Source organism: Pedobacter heparinus DSM 2366 (assembly GCF_000023825.1).
GTDB classification, from domain to species: Bacteria; Bacteroidota; Bacteroidia; order Sphingobacteriales; family Sphingobacteriaceae; genus Pedobacter; species Pedobacter heparinus.
Genome location: NC_013061.1, coordinates 3,382,567 through 3,400,264, shown reverse-complemented (window position 1 = coordinate 3,400,264; position 17,698 = coordinate 3,382,567). Strand labels below are relative to the sequence as shown.

The window sequence follows — 17,698 nt, the reverse complement described above, 5'->3', positions numbered from 1 at the left end:
GTTAAAAATTTTTTGGTAATCCTCCAATATATCCTCTGATAAAAGCTTCAGAAAGTCGCACTGTTTCAATTCCATCAATATCCTTCGGGGGGGGGACCCTTTTCGCCTTGGTGTGTCCATCCGCATTTCTATAAACCACAAACAGGCGCTGTTCATCATCCTTTAGGTCCAAACCATCTAATATTGCCGGATTATGCGTAGTAAGAATAACCTGCTTTTTCTTTTCCTTTGCCAATTCAGTTAACCGGTTAATCAACTCCCTACACAACTTAGGGTTTAGCGCATTATCTATGTTGTCTACTGCGAAAAATCGAGGTGTTTCCTTGCTCAAAAACAAAGTAAAATAAAACAGCAGGTATAAAAAACCTTCATTTGCACTGCGCTGATCAAAATATTCAATATTCTCCTTAATAAACCGGTCTTTGATATTCAACCTCATTTCGGTAAATGCCAGATCAGATGGGATCTCCAAACCATCAAACCAGTTGATTAGCTTTAGCTGTTTACAAATATCTTCAGCAAAGCTGTCGTCATTTTTAAACAGCTCAACAAGATGTTTAAAAAGCCCTTCACCTTGTTTGCCTATAGGCAAAATTTGTCCTTCGTCCTCAAATCGTCTCAAAAAATGATTTTCAGGAGTATAAATCATATAATCGTCTACATCGAAACCTTCCAGCTTTGTTCTGTTATTACTTAAATAAATGTATTTCCGCCAATAATTAGAATCGTTATCTAAATCAATACTACTTTTAAGTATTATTTCAAGATCTTCTTGGAATTTCTTCTCAATAAAGGCATGATCTTCCTTAACTTGATTTGTCTTTTTTCTTTTGTTGAGTTCGGAAGCAATCTCTTTTTGCAACCTTTTGTTCTTATTAAGGATGCCTAAAATCTCCTCGTACATTCTACGCCTTGGCTCTTGCTCATCTATATTTGAATATGCCTTGTTGATTTCAAAACTTTTACCTGAAACGGCAATATCATATGCAAGATTATTACCGGCCTGGTTTGTAAGTCCAATATGAATAGGAGTATTACCTTTAGACGTATCAAACGCAGACCGCATTAAATTGCCCTCGGTAACCCGAATCCCCTTGTTAAATAGCACACTTTGGTTCAATTCGTTTGAAAAAGCAGCAGTGCCCATGCCAATAGCTTCAAGTATCGATGTTTTACCACAGCCATTCTCGCCTATAAATACATTAACTCTTCCCAGTTCAATTTCAAGATCCTGAACCGACTTAAAGTTTTTTATTTTAATTGATTTTAACATCCAAAGCTTTTTTCAAATCTAATACAAAATGAGAATATCCTCCTTATTCTATACAAAGATTCTAAATAATCCATTAAAACCGAATTAAAAATAGCAGAAAGGTAAATAATCCCAGCTTAGTTCGTAAAATTTTCAGTGCATTTTTTACCTGGCTTTTCACGGTCTCTTCCGAAATATTCATCGTCAATGCAATTTCTTTTTGGCTTAATCCTTCGTACCTGCTCAAAACAAATACTTCCCGCATTTTTTCTGGTAATGCTGCAATCTCACGTTCAATAATAAGAGCTAGCTGCTTTTCTCTGATGTTATAGTCTGTATTATTACTTGTCAGGAGAAGAAAATCTTTTAATTTCGTAACATGCCTTTCATCTATCTTCTGGTGTGTAAAAAGATCAAGTACCTTATGATGGATACAGGTATATAAAAATGAAGCCAAATTTTTGTTGATAACAAGCTTTTTGTGTTTTGCCCAAAGCATAATAAAAACTTCTTGAATAATATCCTGTGCATCGTCACTGTTCCCGGTTTTCTTGAAGGCATTTATGTACAGTAAGTTCTTATAGCGTTCATAAATTTCAGCATAGGCAACACGGTCTCCGTCCTTCAATAAGGTGGTAAGCTCCGCATCAGTATATGAGCAATAAGTTGTCATGTTGTTATCCTAATGTAAATTTACCTATAATTAAAATAATAAACCACAAAATATTCGGTAATTATTTACTTAGTGTGGTGCTTACACATAGAGTCCGCATTCTTGTTTTATCTGGATATTTGTCAGTTGCTAAGCTTATTAAGGAAATCAGTTCTCCAGTAGTCATCTTGAAATTTAGAGGCGATCTTTGAGGCAGTAATAAAATTGATTTCCATCAAACTGATCAGAAGAGAGCCTGCCAGCCACTGTGTGAGTACGACATCAGTACTTTTAAAGAAATCAACGATACCAGCTAGGGTAAAATCCACAAATTTAATATCACTGATTTCACGGCTTCCATCTTTTGACATTTGAATTCTTTCCCAAACTTCTGTGCTGTCAATTGAAACCCTGGCAAAACCAACTGCCCCATATTGAAAAGCATGTGGCAGGAATCCGATCGCAAGGAATTTGACACCATTATCAACTATTTCTTCTTGTTCAATCCCGAGCTCTTCATATATTCCACGTACTGCAATTTTTTTAATGTCTATATCCCTCCTATGGGTTTCGTCAATAGACTCTTCATTAAAATGCTCCCCAACAGATATGCTATAAGATCCACCTGATGTAGCTACGTTTAGTTTATTTCTTTGAGCTATAATTATTTTATTATCTGCGGTTTGGACAAGTACATTTATTCCAAAACCATGAATTAAGTTTAATCCATTTGGAGATAAATTGTAGGGATCATTAATAATTGATGAGTAGTACTTGTTTCTAATGGTTTGCCCATCTGGCAAAACGTCATCTAAGCATTTTATAGAAATCAGGGAATGGAAATAACTGGAACGGATAATTTCTATACTGCACAATTTCTTCTCACCTCCATTTTCTTCCCTAGTAAAAGTAATTGATTTAATACAATAGGGTTTTAAATCTGAGAAAATCGGATTGATATTATTCTCTTTACGTTCCTGGTTTTCCAGGTAAAGGTTTTGTGAAACGTCTAAAAGATCTTGCGGAAGCTTAACCTCAACTTCCTTTTTTATGAATTTGAAGTTGTAATCATCAAATAGACCATCTAATAAAATGAAATCACTCAATACTAAATTGCCAATTTTCATGCCCCTCCCTCTAGAGGTTATATTATTATCTTTTGGTTTTATCAGTGCTTTTAAATCCTTTATCCCTTTTTTTACTTTCTCCCTATGTAAATACGGAAATAAAACAAAATTCAGGACGATGCCAATACCGGTCATTAGGGCAGTAATTTTAAGAAATGTTTCCATCATAAGATCAGCGTATAATAAAGATTGGGACTAAATACCGTTACAATATAAGAAATAACAAACAGATCACGTTCCAGTTCATCACGTTGTGTACAAATCAACCCAAATCTATCATTTGGTATAGGTTCAACTTTGCGTATGCCTTGTGTATCCATTGCGCAAGGGTTGGTTAAGCCTTGCTATACCCCCGGGCTTAATCAAGGCATACTCAATACTTGCCCATTATATCCTCAGTACAAAACAAATCCTTAACCCTTCCGGTTATTGATACTTAAATACTAACCAACATCATAAAAAACTATGGCAACATCAAACGGTATATCCGGAGAATTTAAAGGCAAGCTAGGTAACCTGGTGAGCTATCAATTAAAAGGCAAAACAGTAATCCGCCACATCGGCAAATCCAATAAAAAACCAAGTGCTGCACAATTGGCTACAAGGCAAAAAATGGCCACAATAATTAAATTCCTGCAGCCGGCAGTGCCTTTTGTAAATGTAGGGTTTGAACTGGAAGTACAGGGTACCGATAAAAACCCACACAATGCTGCGGTATCGTACAATGTTAAAAATGCCCTGCAGGGCCAATACCCTGATATTACACTGGATTACAGCAAAGTTTTGCTGAGCAAAGGCATACTGGAACCGGCTATTTTGCCTGAAGCTACATTTACAGGCACACTACTGGAAATTACCTGGCAGGTGGCAGCAGATATGGACTGGGGCATTAAAAATGACCGTACCATGCTGTTCATTTACTGCCCGGAACTGGATAAAGCAGTGTATGTGCTAAGTGGTGCCCGAAGAAGTACCGGCAAAGATGAAATAGAACTGCCTTTAAGTTTTGTTGGCAAAGCGCTACAGGTTTATATTGCTTTTAAAGCAGTTAACGGGAAAAGTGTAAGTGACAGTAGGTGGGTTGGGGCTTAAATTTATTTTCTGTATAATGGACTGCGTTTAAGCAAATACTCGAGCGGATTGCTATATGAGCCATCTGTATTGCTCAGAAAAGCCTTGTGCGTTTGGTTATAGATACTGGCATTGTTATCCATGTAAATATGTAAGCTTACTGATACATCATACCGCTGAACAGCATTGCTGTTGCTGGAACCATAAGAGGAAACACCTTTGATCTTTTCGTTATCGTCACGCTTTACTTTACTGTTGGAATAGTCACTTGTAGAACTGGTCTGATAGCCTTTGTTCTGTATTACCGAACCATCTATCACATATTCTACACCGAGCACATCACAGATCTCTTTCATAGTGAAATTGTTCATTTTGTCCCTGGTAATACCACCTTTAGTAAGCAGGGCATTGGTTGTTCTTGGATCAAGTATGGTGTAACCTGCCGAATGCTGGGATAAAAACCCATAGGTGTCTTCCTGGGCCTTATAACCGATGGCCTCGGCGCCTGGCTGATTGTCCATCAGGTAAGTGAAGGGAAGAATGGCAATTTTGTTGTGGTGATCGGCAGGGGAGGCAGACATAGCTACCTGATCGTTTTGCCGGTTTTGAGCTGGCGAGTTCACCTGGCTGATCGTCTCAACCCGGCCACTGGAATGGACGATCTTAGCAATCTCCGATTTTTTAATGACATATTCTGCAGTTTCACCTGTGTAAATAAAAGTGACATCGCTGTCGGTAACCTTAATTACCTTTCCTTTCATTTGCTCACCATCAATTTTTTGAATTACATCTTGACCGGTCTGGGCAAATGCATTCATAGAAAATATGCCCAGGATTAAAAAGAGATAGAGTTTTTTCATAACGGTATTTATCTTTTCTTGCTGCCTAACAATTGGATTTGTTTTATGTTTTTAATTGCCGCTAAATTTTTGCTGGTAATGATACTCGCGTCAACTCGCTAACGTTGGTCAAGGTTTATGCTAAAATAGCTAAGGATGCAAGAATCAAAAATGTTTTTTTGTTCCGGCTGGTTTTCATAGTTTTCATATGGTTTTTAGGTTAGGAAATGATTTATATGTCTTAGGTCAATCATCGGATTGACAGCCATTGGTTTTTAAAGGTTTATTTTTTTAATGCTGGCATATCTTTTTAAGGCTTCCAGGTAATAATAGTCGGCATAATCTATAGGGGTGTCAATTTCAGAATTGTACAAAAAAGCCCCAACACTGTGTTTTAAGATGAAGAACTTGTTTTCGCCTGGTTTGGCCAGGTAAGCATCGGAAGAGAGTGATCTGAGTATGTCTTCTGCATAATCAACATATTTTTTTCCGTCTTTTACATGGGTACTCAGGTCCAGCAGAGCAGACGCAATAACAGCCGCTGCCGAGGCATCTCTTGGTGCGCGTTCATCTATATCGAGGGCATTGTGCACATCAAAATCCCATACCGGAACTTTGTCTTTTGGCATGCGGGGATGGTTCATGATAAAGGAGGCTATGCGTTCGGCCTGATCTAAGAAGGTCTGGCTTTTGGTATTGGCATAACACATTGTGTAGCCGTAAAGCCCCCAGGCTTGTCCGCGGGCCCATGCAGACTCGTCGGTAAGACCCTGGTGGGTAACCTTGCGCAATACTTGTCCTGTTGCAGGATCGTAATCTACCACGTGATACGAACTATTGTCTTTTCTATAGTGGTTTTTCATGGTGGTAATGGCATGGGTATTGGCTGCCTGGGCATATGCGGGTTTGTTAAAGGTGTTTGCTGCCCAATACAGGTATTCCAGGTTCATCATGTTATCGATAATTACTGGATAGTGCCATGGCGCAAAATCCCAGGAACGGATGACACCCACTTTAGGGTTAAATCTTTCGTAAAGATGCTGGGCACTCTCAGTGAGCACTGGCAGATAGGTTTTATCACCTGTAATGCGATAGGCATTGCCGTAGGAGCAGTACAACATGAAGCCTAAATCGTGGGTATTTTTAATGTGGCGGATAGAATCAAGTGCCAGGGTAAAACGTTTTGCTTTGTCTGCCAGTTTTTGATCTCCGGTAAGTTCATATCCATACCAGAGTGATCCCGGAAAAAAACCTGTAGTCCAATCGGTAAGGCCAGCCAGCCTCACTTTGCCATCAGGATTTACAGAACGGGGATTTTGACCAGGTTTATAGGTGTTTGCTGCTTTATTGAGCTGGTAGTCTATTGTTTTCGTAGCGTTTTTAAACCAGTTGAATGCTGGGTTAACCTGCCTGGGCTGGGCAAAGCAGGTTAAAGCAAGGGTAGAAGCAGCTAAAAGCATGCTGGAAGCTTTTTTCATATTTCAATGTTTTTAGAATTTGACGTGTTTGGTTATGGGAGTGAAGGTAGAGGGGAATATTAAAACCGTATTTCAATTCTTTCCAGAAATCTTTTGAAATCGGTCATTTATTAAATTCGTGGCCATTTGGGACGAATTCATAACTATTTCGGACGAATTTAAAACATTGCTAAGTGGTTGATCTTTAAATTCGTTTTATCAAATCGAACCAAATATTAATTAAACCTACGATCATGAACTTATCGGTATCGTGATTATTTTCTGAGAAAAACTAAACTCGTACTAAAACCAAAATTTATGAAAAGAACATTACTTTTAATTCTGTTTCTGTTTATCTGCACATTTACTTATGCGCAGGAAACCATCACCGTTACTGGTGTAGTAACAGATGGAACTAATCAGCCGATGCCCGGTGCGACGGTAATGGAGCGGACCACCTCAAATGCTGTGATAACTGCTAATAACGGGAGTTATCAGATCAAGGTAAAATCGAATGCCATATTGGTATTTAGTTATCTGGGCAGTAAAACGGTTGAAGTTCAGGTAAAGGACAGGAAAACCATTAATGTAAAGTTACTTGACGATCAGAATAACCTGAACGAAGTTGTAATTACTGGTTATGGACAGGCCGTTCAGCGGAAAGACCTTACCGGGGCAGTATCATCAATAAGTGGTACTGAACTGGCAAAAGTGCCAGTGCAAAACGTAGCCCAGGCCTTGCAGGGACGTATCGCCGGTATGCAGGTAACGATGGCAGACGGAACTCCCGGTGCGGCTCCTTCAATGAAAATACGCGGAGGAACCTCTATCACGCAAAGCAATGAGCCATTGTATGTGGTAGATGGTGTGCCGCAAACTGATGGGCTTGATTTTTTAGACCCAATGGACATTGAATCAGTTGATGTACTGAAGGATGCTTCATCAACGGCGATTTATGGTGCCAGAGGAGCTAACGGTGTAGTTTTAATAACTACCAAGCAGATCAAAGGAGGAGGGCTTAAAGTTAACTATGATGGATATGTAGGGGCAAAAAAAATCACGACCTATTTACCGGTATTAAATGCCTACGATTATGCTTTTTTACTTTATGAAAGAGCAATTGGAAGGGGCGGCGACAGATTGCCGGCATTTGAAGCAAACTATGGCACGTTTGCAGACCTGGAAAAAAATTATGGCAACAGGCCTGGTATAGATTGGCAGAAAGAAGTTTTTGGGCACACGGTGATGAACCAGTACCATAAGTTTAGCATCAGTGGCGGTGGAAACGATACCAGGTTCAATATTTTTTACTCAAAAAACATAGATGAGGGAATTATGCTGGGCAGTGGTTCTGATAAAAACATTGCTAAACTAACTGTGAGCCATAATTTAAGTAAAAAGTTCAGTATCAATGCCATTGTGAACTATTCCAATCAAAAGCTAACTGGCATTGGAACACAGGAAGGCGGAACTTCGAGGTTTAACTACCTTCAAAACCTCTTTCAGTATCGTCCCACAAATGGTATTAAAGGTCTGGATGATGAACTGATAGATCTGGACCTGGATCCTTTAGATCCAAACCAAAGCTCCCCTTCTTTTCAAAGCCCGCTGGTAGCCATTGAATCCAATCCAAGAGACAGGAAGAAAAAGACATTAAATGTAAATGCTTCCCTTCAGTATAACATTATTAAAAACCTGACCTATCGTGGTCTTGTCAGTTATACTGATGGCAGCGATAAGGCCAAGAGTTTTACTACAACTGAGAATTTGGCTGCCCGGCGTACAGGAGGACCTTTTGGCTCTATTTCTGATGCACTTGCCAACCGCTTTAATTATAACAACACGCTTACTTACAGCAATACTTTTAACAAGATACATAAGCTGGATGCAACCATAGGACAGGAATATATTTATAACTATACCGAGCGCTTTGGCGTAAGTACCAGTGCTTTCCCGAACGTAAATTTAGGCTGGGATAAACTGGAATTAGGTACACTTCCGGGTATTCCGACTTCCTTTGCAGAAGATGACAAATTATTTTCTCTTTTTGGGAGGCTGAATTACAGCTATAAAGGAAAGTATCTTTTAACTTCAAGTTTGAGGTATGATGGCTCTTCCAAATTCGGCGAAGAAAATATCTGGGGAATATTCCCTTCGGCGGCGGTAGCCTGGAGAATTGTGGAAGAGGATTTTATGAAAAAATTTAAAGCTATATCAGATCTGAAATTGCGTTTAAGTTATGGTTCATCTGGAAATAACCGCATTGGTAACTACCAGGCATTGGGCATTTTTGGAACTTCAAGTTACCCCTTAAACAATCAGCTGGTAACTTCTGCAGGCCAGCTTAACTTACCTAATCCTTCACTGAAATGGGAAGCAAACCAATCCTTTAACCTTGGTCTGGATCTGGGCCTTTTTAAGCAAAGAGTGTCTTTCACAGCTGAGCTGTACGATAATCGTTCGAAAGACCTGCTGTATCGTTCCCGTATTCCGGCGAGTTCAGGTTTTACGGAACAATTTAGAAACATCGGCACAACCTCGAGCAGGGGTATTGAATTTACTTTAAATACCATCAATGTAAGAAACAATAGTTTCAACTGGAGCAGTAACTTTAATATTGCTTTTAACAAAACCAAGGTACTGGGTTTAAGTGAGGGGGAAAATTCCATGCTAACAAATAGCTGGACCACTACCAATGATTATATACTGCAGGTTGGTCAGCCGGTGGGTATCATGTATGGCTACAAGCAAGCAGGCCTGTACCAGGTGGATGACTTTGATTTTAACGCAGCAAACAACACTTATACTTTAAAAAGCGGTGTAGTAACGGATGTCGCAGTAGTGCAGCCGGGTTATATCAAATTTGCCGACTTAAATAATGACGGCAAAATAGACGACAATGACAGAACAGCAATAGGAAATGCCAATGCCAAGTTTTCCGGAGGTTTAAATAATACCTTCAGTTATAAAGGGTTTGACCTCAGTGTTTTTGTTGACTTTACCTATGGGAATGACATCTATAATGCGAACAAGCTGAACAATTCTGCATTGTTTAACGATTATGCAAGTACTTTTGCCTATTTCAAAGACAGGTGGAAGATCGTCAATGCAGCTGGCCAGCGGATACTGGACCCTGTAGAACTTGCCAATGCCAATAGTGGGAAAACAATTCCGGTTTTTGACGGTGCAACAGCCAAACGTTTACATGATACTATGATTGAGGACGGTTCCTTCTTGCGCATCAATAACATCAGCCTCGGTTATACCCTTCCTAAAAGCTGGTTAAGCAAGGTTAAAATAGCCAATGCCCGTTTGTATGTAACTGCATATAACCTGCATGTATTTACAAATTACAGTGGCTATGATCCGGAGGTAAGCGTATTCAGCGATCCGCTTACGCCAGGAGTAGATTTTAGCGCTTACCCAAGGGCAAAATCATTTGTTGCAGGTCTTAACGTATCCTTTTAATTTAATCTCCGTAAAAATGAAAACTAATATATATATCAGCAAAATTATACTTGCAGGTTTGTTCTGTGCAGCTATATCCATGAGTTCATGTAAAAAGTTTGTAGAAACTGAACCCTATTCTTATTTCACAAGTGCAAATTTCTTTTCAAATGAAGACGAAGCTTATCTGGCAACTTTAGGCATATATGAGGTCATGTCGCGTCCGCAGACCTACGGGCAATCTATTCCAATGTTATACGATAACGATACCGATATTTCCCAGATGGATGCAGCGATCACGGCAGATGCATTCAGAGCCATACCACATTATTACGGTACGGCTGAAACCGATAATTTCTACCAAACCTGGAGTTCTTTATACACAGGAATTGACAGGGCCAATGTTGTTATTGAAAAAATACCTGAAATGCCTACTTATAGCAGTGGTACACAGGCCCAAAAAGATAACCTGAACAGGATGTTAGGAGAGGCTAAATTTTTACGTGGCTTTTACTTTTCGGAACTGGTCCGTTTTTGGGGTGATGTACCATTCAAATTGACATCTTCAAAAGCCGGAGAGAATTTCAAAGTTGAAAGAACCGACCGTTATGTTATCTATGAGCAGATATTTAAAGATATGAGAGAGGCTGCTGCTCTTTTGCCAGACAAATTGCCAACTGATGAACGGATTAACAAATGGGCCGCAAAAGCAATGCTGGCCAGAGTTGCCTTAATGGCTGGCGGTTACTCGCTGCGCCAAACTGCCCTGATGGAACGCCCTGCCAATTATATAGACTATTATAAAATTGCGCAGCAGGAAATTAACGATGTCATAAACAGTAAGCTTTACAAGTTGAATGATGATTTTACCAAACTTTTCAAAAACCAGTGCCAGTTTATTTTAGAACCTACAGAGAACATGTTTGAAGTAGCGTTTTTTAGTAATTTAGGTAACAGCAGCGAAAATAGTTTAGGAGGAAATTTTTTGTCTGTAACTACAGCTCAGGGCGTTTACAATGCTTCCCTGGGCAGAGGCAGGGCATTGCGCCTTTTTTATAACAGTTTTAACCCAAAGGACATCAGAAGAGATTTTTCGATAGCAACCTTCAGGATCGACGCGACCGGCCAGAAAGTACAGTTGTTTACTGCCAGACTTGACGAACAGTGGACCTCGGCAAAATGGAGCAGGGAATACCAGACGGATGCGGTTACTGAAAGAAATACGACCAGCATAAATACTGTTATTTTACGTTACGCAGATGTTCTGCTCATGAGAGCTGAGGTAGAAAATGAAATCAATAACGGGCCTAACAGCCTTGCATATGAGGCGATCAATGAAGTCAGGAGAAGAGGTTTTGGATTAAATGCAAGTGGTAGTCAGGTAAGCATAACACTAAATAATGCAGGTACAGGCTATACGTCCATGCCGGTTGTGACTGTAACCGGCGGCGGTGGCTCAGGTGCTGCTGCAGGAGTTACTACCCTTGCATCCGGAAGGATAACCGGCTTTGTTACGTTAAGTGCAGGCTGGAATTACACTTCTGCACCAACAGTAACCATTACCGGTGGTGGTGGCACAGGCGCTACTGCAACTGCAGCGCTGGTGCCTAAAGCTACTGCTGATCAGGTAAACCTGGCAGGTCTTACCAAAGACCAGTTTTTTGATGCCGTACAGAAGGAGCGGGCATTTGAGCTGAACTTTGAAGGTACAAGGCGTACAGACCTTATTCGTTGGAATATCTTAGCTGCAAGGATTAAAAAAACAGCAGATGATTTAAGGGCTTATCGCGCCAATTATGCTTATCCGGCGGGTACTTTTTTTAGAACAGGACAACACGAGCTTTATCCTATACCTTTAAATGAAACGGATGTAAATAAAATCGTAGGTCAAAACCCAAATTATTAGCTATATGTTTAGAGGATTAATTTTAACCGTTTTACTGGCTTTTCCGCTACTTTCAAATGCACAGGAAGATATTTATGATCCATCTGCCCAATATGAATATCCCAAGGATCCATTGGTGAGGAAAAAACTGGACCAATGGCAGGACCTGAAGTTTGGTGTGATTTTGCATTGGGGTGTTTACACTGCTGCAGGAATTCCGGAATCATGGGTAATAAGTGGCGAGCCATGGCCTAAACGTGATACCACTATGGCTTATGAAGATTATAAAAAATGGTATTGGGGTTTGGCTTCAAAACTTAATCCGGTAAAGTTCAATCCGGATAAATGGGCTGAAATTTCTAAAAATGCAGGGATGAAATATATCGTATTTACCACCAAGCACCATGATGGGTTTAATATGTTCGATACCAGGCAAAGCGATTATAAAATTACCAATGGACCATTCGCAAAAAATCCGAAAGCTGATGTGACCAAATACATTTTTGATGCCTACCGTAAACAGGGAATGATGATTGGTGCTTATTTTTCAAAGCCAGACTGGCATTCGCAGGATTTCTGGTGGGACCGGTTTCCTACACCATCCCGGAATATCAACTACGATATGAGCAAATATCCACAGAAGTGGCAGAAATTTAAAGATTTTACCTATAACCAAATTGCTGAAATTTTGGGGAACTATGGCCAGGTAGATATTTTATGGCTGGACGGTGGCTGGGTGCGCCCGGCATTAAAAGCTGAGCTTGCGAGGGAAGAATGGGGAATGAACAAAAGAGGAAGGGCAAATTATCCTAACTTTAATCAGGAGGTAGATATGCCACGCATTGCCAAAATGGCCCGCGAAAAACAACCCGGCATATTGGTGGTGGACAGAACAGTACACGGCCCTTATGAAAATTACCGGACACCAGAACAATCTGTACCAAAAACTCAGATGAAAGAGCCCTGGGAAACCTGTATCACTTTAACAAAAAGCTGGAGCTACCGAAGCGAGGAAAAAGCAAAATCTGGAACCTGGGTAATTCATACCCTGGCTGAGATCGTAGCCAAGGGTGGAAATATGCTTTTGGGTTTTGGCCCAACACCAGAAGGTGAATTTCCTAAAGAAGTTGAAAAGCCTTTAGAAGAGGTAGGACAATGGCTAAAACAAAATGGAGAAGCCATTTACGGTACCAGAATAACCGATAATTATAATGATGGGACAACCTGGTTCACGCAGTCAAAGGATGGTAAAATAAAATATGCTATTGTCTGCGTTAAGGAAGGTGAAAGCCTACCTGCTACCCTGAAATGGAAAGGAAATATACCTGCCGGGGGTAGTAAGATCAGGTTAATCTCAACCGGTAAAAATGTGAACTGGAAGCAAGAAGGAGAAGAGGTTGTGATCGTTTTACCCAAAAACCTGATGGGAAAGAAAACACAGGCTTTGGCTTTTGCATTTAACTAACCCAAACATAGCCGGGTAAATCTGATGTATCTATTATTCTTAAATTAATGAAACGAATTGGCATTGTTTTTTTCTTATTAGTGATGATATCATGTTCACTAAGTGCACAAGATAGTAAAATGGAGTGGTGGCGCGAAGCCCGTTTTGGAATGTTCGTTCATTTTGGTGTGTACGCCCAGTTTGGGGGTGTTTACCGGGGTCATGAACAAAAAGTTAAAAATGGAGAATGGTTGATGAACCGGATGAAAGTCCCCGTTCAGGAATATAAAGATACAGCTGGACATTTTAATCCCATAAATTTCAATGCTGATGAATGGGCACGTATGGCCAAAGACGCAGGCATGAAATATTTGGTTATTACGGCAAAGCACCATGATGGATTTGCATTGTTTGACACCAAAGCCAGCGATTGGAATATTATGAAAGCATCACCTTATGGTAAAGATATGATTAAACCTTTAGCTGATGCTTGCAGAAAGTATGGTTTAAAATTTGGTATTTATTATTCACAATCACAAGATTGGGGAAATCCTGGTGGTTTTACTGGTCGCAGGGTCATGAAACAAGGATGGGATAATCCGGATAGCACGCGTATCGATGCCTATACTTTAGCGCACAATGGCAGTTGGGACCCCATACAGCAATCAAAAACTTTCAACGAGTATTTAAACGGTGTAGCTTTTCCACAGGTAAAAGAGTTATTGTCTAACTATGGCGATGTTTCCGTATTGTGGTGGGATACACCTGGAGGATTATCTGCTGAACAGGCCAGACAAATGATGACTATGGTGAAGCACTTGCAGCCTAATATCATTACCAATGACAGGCTGGGAGGAAATTTGCCAGGTGATTTTAAAACTCCTGAACAAAAAATACCCAATCTGGCAGAGCTTGATGGTAAAGATTGGGAAACCTGTATGACCATGAACCGCACCTGGGGCTATCGCACAGCCGATCATGAATGGAAGTCTTCTTCAGAACTGATCCAGAAATTGATAGATATTGCTGCTAAAGGGGGCAATTACCTCCTCAATATCGGTCCTAAACCAGATGGTACTTTCCCCGTTGAAAGTGTTGAACGTTTAAAAGAAATAGGTAACTGGATGAGCAAATATGGTGAAGCTATTTATGGCACCCATGCTAACCCTGTTGAGCCTGTAGATTGGGGACGCATTACTGCCAAAGATGAACAACATGGTACTGTACTTTATTTGTCCGTTTTCAATTGGCCCGGCAGTGGTCAGCTAAACATTGATGGGCTGGGTAATAAGGCAATTGGTGCCACATTATTAAACAGCAATGCAAAGCTGAAACTTAAACAGGATGAGCAGGGTATTTTAGAAATTAGTGGTCTGCCTGTCAGTGCACCTGATAAAACAGCAAGTGTAATTGCTTTGAAGCTGAATGGTTTTGCAAAAAAGAAAGATTTTAATCCGGAAAAGAAAATGAAATCGGGTTCAATAGATTAAGGCCATAAAAATAAAAAGAGATGAAAAAAACAATATTGATATGCTTGATTATTTTTCTTAATCTGGGTGTATTTGCCCAGGAAAAAATATTCGCCGGTTATTTCGATGTAGAAGTCAATAGTCCCGCCAATACGGAGGTAACAGGACGTATACATCTGGAAAGAAATAAGGATGTATTGAAGCGCCCTGTCCCTAAAACCTATCAGTTTGCCATAACCAGTCAAAAGAACAATTTGTTTAGCATTGAAACCCGTTTTGATCCAGTTGGTAGAATCATGGGAGTACTTTCTACGAAGCAAAAGTTGGGAGAAAACCTATTGGGAAATCAGCAATTAACGATAGTGTTAAAAGATGGGTCAAAACAGCTTAATTCTTTTCCAATTACCATAAAAGTAGTTAAGGAAACCCTGTGGAAAACACTTTATGAGCGATATAAGGATTATACAGTATCGTCTGAAGGGAGTAGAATGTATGGTAGAAAACTCATTTCGGATGTAAAAGTAGCCGAAATGATTACTGAACTGGAAAGTAATAATGGCAAATTTGCAGCATTTGGTTTTTACGGCAAAAATCCGATGGAATATAAAAGCCCTGGTGGAAAAACGATAGAATTTGAGTGGGAACAAGTGGCAAATCAAATTGGTGGTTTGGGCTACGCTTATGCCAAATCAAAAAAGTATGGACCAAATGGCGATCCGCAGGCCCGTATGCAGTTAAAAAATGCTTTATATTCAGCTATTATCGCTTATACGGAGAGCGTTCCGGTTGAAGGTTCAGATGTAATGGTAAAGGGTAAGCCGATAGGCCCGTATACGGGCGACGGTTTTAGTAACCTGAAAGAGTATAACCTGGTGGGAACCCAGGTGGTAACCCACCAATGGGTTATTTCTGATGCGCTCATTGCACCATCAGTACATTTAATACCAGATATGCTTACAGACATTAAACAGGGCAACAAACAGGCCGAACGTGTGTATTACGATTTTATACGTTTTTACCAAACCGCAATGGCCGAAATGATCGGCAGAAGATCGATCGATAAATCGGACGATAAAGAAGAGGGTGGTCGCTGGGGGATATTGCAGGATACCCTTCGTTCATCAGGTGCCTGGGCAGATGCCAACCTGGGGCACAGAGGTCGCTGGATGTTGGCCATGCCCATTGTTTGGGCAGATTATAACCGGCCTTTAACTTATGTGCAATACTGGTACAGTGATTTCTATAAGGATAAACCATTTAAAAATTTTAGTTTTTCTTACGGATGGAGCCCGCATGGTGTTGCAGCTGATGTGTCCAGGTGGTTAACCAAATTTAATGTACCTGCTCACGAATACAAACAATCTGGTTTTCAGCCAGATGGAACCATATCACACCATATTGCTCAGGGTACTGATGCGGCTATGCAGGCTTATGGCTTTGGATGGCTTGTTGAAGCATTTGTTGGTTTTAACCAGTTTAAAGATACGGACTTTAAGCTGGCCGATAAATATTACCAGTTTCCTGCCGATAGGCTGGTAGGTACTTATCCGAAATTGATTTATAAAAACCGCCTGGATTTTTTAGTATCCGGGAGGTCTTATGGAGAGGATCTGCAGAAGTTTGTTACCAAAGTTTATTTGTCTGCTTTTGAAGATTTGCAGGAGGCACGAAGCAAAGATACGAAGCTAAGCAACCAGGCCGAACTGGATGAAATATACAATAAGATCAAAAAAAATAAATTTGAATATTCCGGTACTGATGCTTTTTGGGTAAATGAGTTTTTGGTGCATCGCCGGGGCGAAAATGAAAAACCTTTTTATGTATCGCTAAAATTAAAATCGAAACGCACGGTTGGGGCTGAAGATTTTGGAAACATACGCAGGTCCTGGTATGCAGGTTACGGGATTCTTCCACTAAAAATAAGTGGCGATGAATATTCGGATAAAGTACTGGCCAACCTGGACTGGCATGCTCTGCCCGGTCTAACTGAAGAATGGCGTAGCGATGCTATTCCGGTTGGCCATGCACAGGCTTCTTTGCCAGGCGATAATGAGGTGGCTGGTGTAACGTCGGATGGACGATCGGGTGTAGCCATTTATCACCATCTGCCAAGGGAAACATACAGCTCTGCTACAGCTTTAAAGAGCTATTTTTTTATAGCCGATAAAATCATCGCCCTGGGCAATAACATCAAAAGACTGCGCCCCGGTCAGCAAAAAGAGATTGTAACGACGCTTGATCAGTCAGCATTTACCCAGCCGCTAACCATCGCCCAAAATGGTAAAACTGAAGTGGTACAACCAGGACAGTCGGTTAATCTTTCTTTTGAAGCTGATAAACCTGTTTGGTTACATATTGGCAATAAGGGGTATATCATTTATCCGGATGGAAAACAAAAGATAATCGTTAAAACCGGAACTGAAATAAATATTACCGACCCTGCCAATGCATCAAAAACGCCTGGTTATATCATTGCGGTCAATCACGGACAGGAACCTGCAACAGGTAATGGTTATAGTTATTTTCTGGTACCTAATGTTTTGGCCACAGAAATGCCTGCTGTACTTGCCACTTATGCAAAAGATGTACAGATAAAAAAGGCTATAGATGCACATGGGGTGTATTCGGCAACAGATAAAACCTGGCAAACGGCTTTTTTTAAAGGGACAGCAATCACAGTGGGCGGGTTAACCGTAAAGGCTGAAACGCCTGCTTTGATGATTTTGAAAGACAATGGCAGCAATTGGAAGCTGACAATGAGCAACCCTTCACCATCTGCCGACAAACAACAATTGGTCTTGTATGTGTCACAACCGCTCAGGGCTGGTAAGTATGATTATATGTTGGGTGGTATCTATCCCCGCAAGGGCGAGTATGTAACGGTCTCGGCCGAAGGTACAGGTTCTAAAATTGTGGCAGAACTTCCTGATAAAAGGGATAGTGCTTTTTACAATTACCAGGAGGTATTGTATAATGCCGCACCAGTTAGTATAGAAATTCCAAAGAAATAAATATTTAGCCGTTTCCTTTTATGAATAAAAAACCGATAATAAAC

The 17,698-nt window shown here is 40.4% G+C and carries 11 protein-coding genes; 6 read left to right on the top strand and 5 right to left on the bottom strand.

Going from position 1 to position 17,698, the window contains the following annotated elements:
• Position 1 precedes the first annotated feature (1 nt).
• The 3 genes from PHEP_RS14115 to PHEP_RS14105 form a co-directional block, all read right to left on the bottom strand.
• The gene (locus PHEP_RS14115) at positions 2–1,273 is read right to left on the bottom strand and encodes an AAA family ATPase (protein ID WP_015808661.1); all 1,272 of its coding nucleotides are present in this window, start codon (positions 1,271–1,273) and stop codon (positions 2–4) included.
• 73 nt (positions 1,274–1,346) lie between these two features.
• A complete protein-coding gene (locus PHEP_RS14110) occupies positions 1,347–1,925 on the bottom strand; it encodes an RNA polymerase sigma factor (protein WP_015808660.1) in 579 nt (192 codons plus the stop codon).
• Positions 1,926–2,047: 122 nt separating this feature from the next.
• Positions 2,048–3,199: an NUDIX hydrolase gene (locus PHEP_RS14105; protein WP_015808659.1), complete on the bottom strand. Its 1,152-nt coding sequence runs from the start codon at positions 3,197–3,199 to the stop codon at positions 2,048–2,050.
• A gap of 297 nt (positions 3,200–3,496) precedes the next feature.
• Here PHEP_RS14105 and PHEP_RS14100 point away from each other — a divergent pair, with 297 nt between their 5' ends.
• Entirely contained in the window at positions 3,497–4,123 is a 627-nt protein-coding gene (locus PHEP_RS14100; RefSeq protein WP_015808657.1) for a DUF6266 family protein, read from the top strand.
• 2 nt (positions 4,124–4,125) lie between these two features.
• On the opposite strand, the gene PHEP_RS14095 is transcribed toward PHEP_RS14100, so the two are convergent.
• A complete protein-coding gene (locus PHEP_RS14095; RefSeq protein ID WP_015808656.1) occupies positions 4,126–4,962 on the bottom strand; it encodes a hypothetical protein in 837 nt (278 codons plus the stop codon).
• Between the two features lie 254 nt (positions 4,963–5,216).
• Positions 5,217–6,419 carry a glycoside hydrolase family 88 protein gene (locus PHEP_RS14090; RefSeq protein WP_015808655.1) on the bottom strand — a complete coding sequence of 401 codons (1,203 nt, stop codon included), beginning with the start codon at positions 6,417–6,419 and terminating at the stop codon, positions 5,217–5,219.
• A 297-nt stretch (positions 6,420–6,716) separates the two neighbouring features.
• Here PHEP_RS14090 and PHEP_RS14085 point away from each other — a divergent pair, with 297 nt between their 5' ends.
• The 5 genes from PHEP_RS14085 to PHEP_RS14065 are packed head-to-tail and all read left to right on the top strand — an operon-like array spanning position 6,717 to position 17,654.
• Positions 6,717–9,866, top strand: a complete 3,150-nt coding sequence (locus tag PHEP_RS14085) for a SusC/RagA family TonB-linked outer membrane protein (RefSeq protein ID WP_015808654.1) — start codon at positions 6,717–6,719, stop codon at positions 9,864–9,866.
• Positions 9,867–9,882: 16 nt separating this feature from the next.
• Complete coding sequence (locus tag PHEP_RS14080) at positions 9,883–11,751, top strand: RagB/SusD family nutrient uptake outer membrane protein (protein WP_015808653.1); 1,869 nt, start codon at positions 9,883–9,885, stop codon at positions 11,749–11,751.
• A 4-nt stretch (positions 11,752–11,755) separates the two neighbouring features.
• Positions 11,756–13,195, top strand: coding sequence for an alpha-L-fucosidase (locus tag PHEP_RS14075; protein WP_015808652.1), 1,440 nt, complete (start codon positions 11,756–11,758; stop codon positions 13,193–13,195).
• Between the two features lie 47 nt (positions 13,196–13,242).
• Positions 13,243–14,664, top strand: coding sequence for an alpha-L-fucosidase (locus tag PHEP_RS14070; RefSeq protein WP_015808651.1), 1,422 nt, complete (start codon positions 13,243–13,245; stop codon positions 14,662–14,664).
• A gap of 20 nt (positions 14,665–14,684) precedes the next feature.
• Complete coding sequence (locus PHEP_RS14065) at positions 14,685–17,654, top strand: polysaccharide lyase family 8 super-sandwich domain-containing protein (protein ID WP_015808650.1); 2,970 nt, start codon at positions 14,685–14,687, stop codon at positions 17,652–17,654.
• The last annotated feature ends 44 nt before the right edge of the window (positions 17,655–17,698 follow it).

Bases quoted from the DNA above. Each gene is read 5' to 3' on its own strand.
- PHEP_RS14080 (WP_015808653.1), top strand. From the start codon at position 9,883: ATGAAAACTAATATATATATCAGCAAAATTATACTTGCAGGTTTGTTC.
- PHEP_RS14085 (WP_015808654.1), top strand. From the start codon at position 6,717: ATGAAAAGAACATTACTTTTAATTCTGTTTCTGTTTATCTGCACATTT.
- PHEP_RS14110 (WP_015808660.1), bottom strand. From the start codon at position 1,925: ATGACAACTTATTGCTCATATACTGATGCGGAGCTTACCACCTTATTG.
- PHEP_RS14100 (WP_015808657.1), top strand. From the start codon at position 3,497: ATGGCAACATCAAACGGTATATCCGGAGAATTTAAAGGCAAGCTAGGT.
- PHEP_RS14105 (WP_015808659.1), bottom strand. From the start codon at position 3,199: ATGATGGAAACATTTCTTAAAATTACTGCCCTAATGACCGGTATTGGC.
- PHEP_RS14070 (WP_015808651.1), top strand. From the start codon at position 13,243: ATGAAACGAATTGGCATTGTTTTTTTCTTATTAGTGATGATATCATGT.
- PHEP_RS14115 (WP_015808661.1), bottom strand. From the start codon at position 1,273: ATGTTAAAATCAATTAAAATAAAAAACTTTAAGTCGGTTCAGGATCTT.
- PHEP_RS14075 (WP_015808652.1), top strand. From the start codon at position 11,756: ATGTTTAGAGGATTAATTTTAACCGTTTTACTGGCTTTTCCGCTACTT.
- PHEP_RS14065 (WP_015808650.1), top strand. From the start codon at position 14,685: ATGAAAAAAACAATATTGATATGCTTGATTATTTTTCTTAATCTGGGT.
- PHEP_RS14095 (WP_015808656.1), bottom strand. From the start codon at position 4,962: ATGAAAAAACTCTATCTCTTTTTAATCCTGGGCATATTTTCTATGAAT.
- PHEP_RS14090 (WP_015808655.1), bottom strand. From the start codon at position 6,419: ATGAAAAAAGCTTCCAGCATGCTTTTAGCTGCTTCTACCCTTGCTTTA.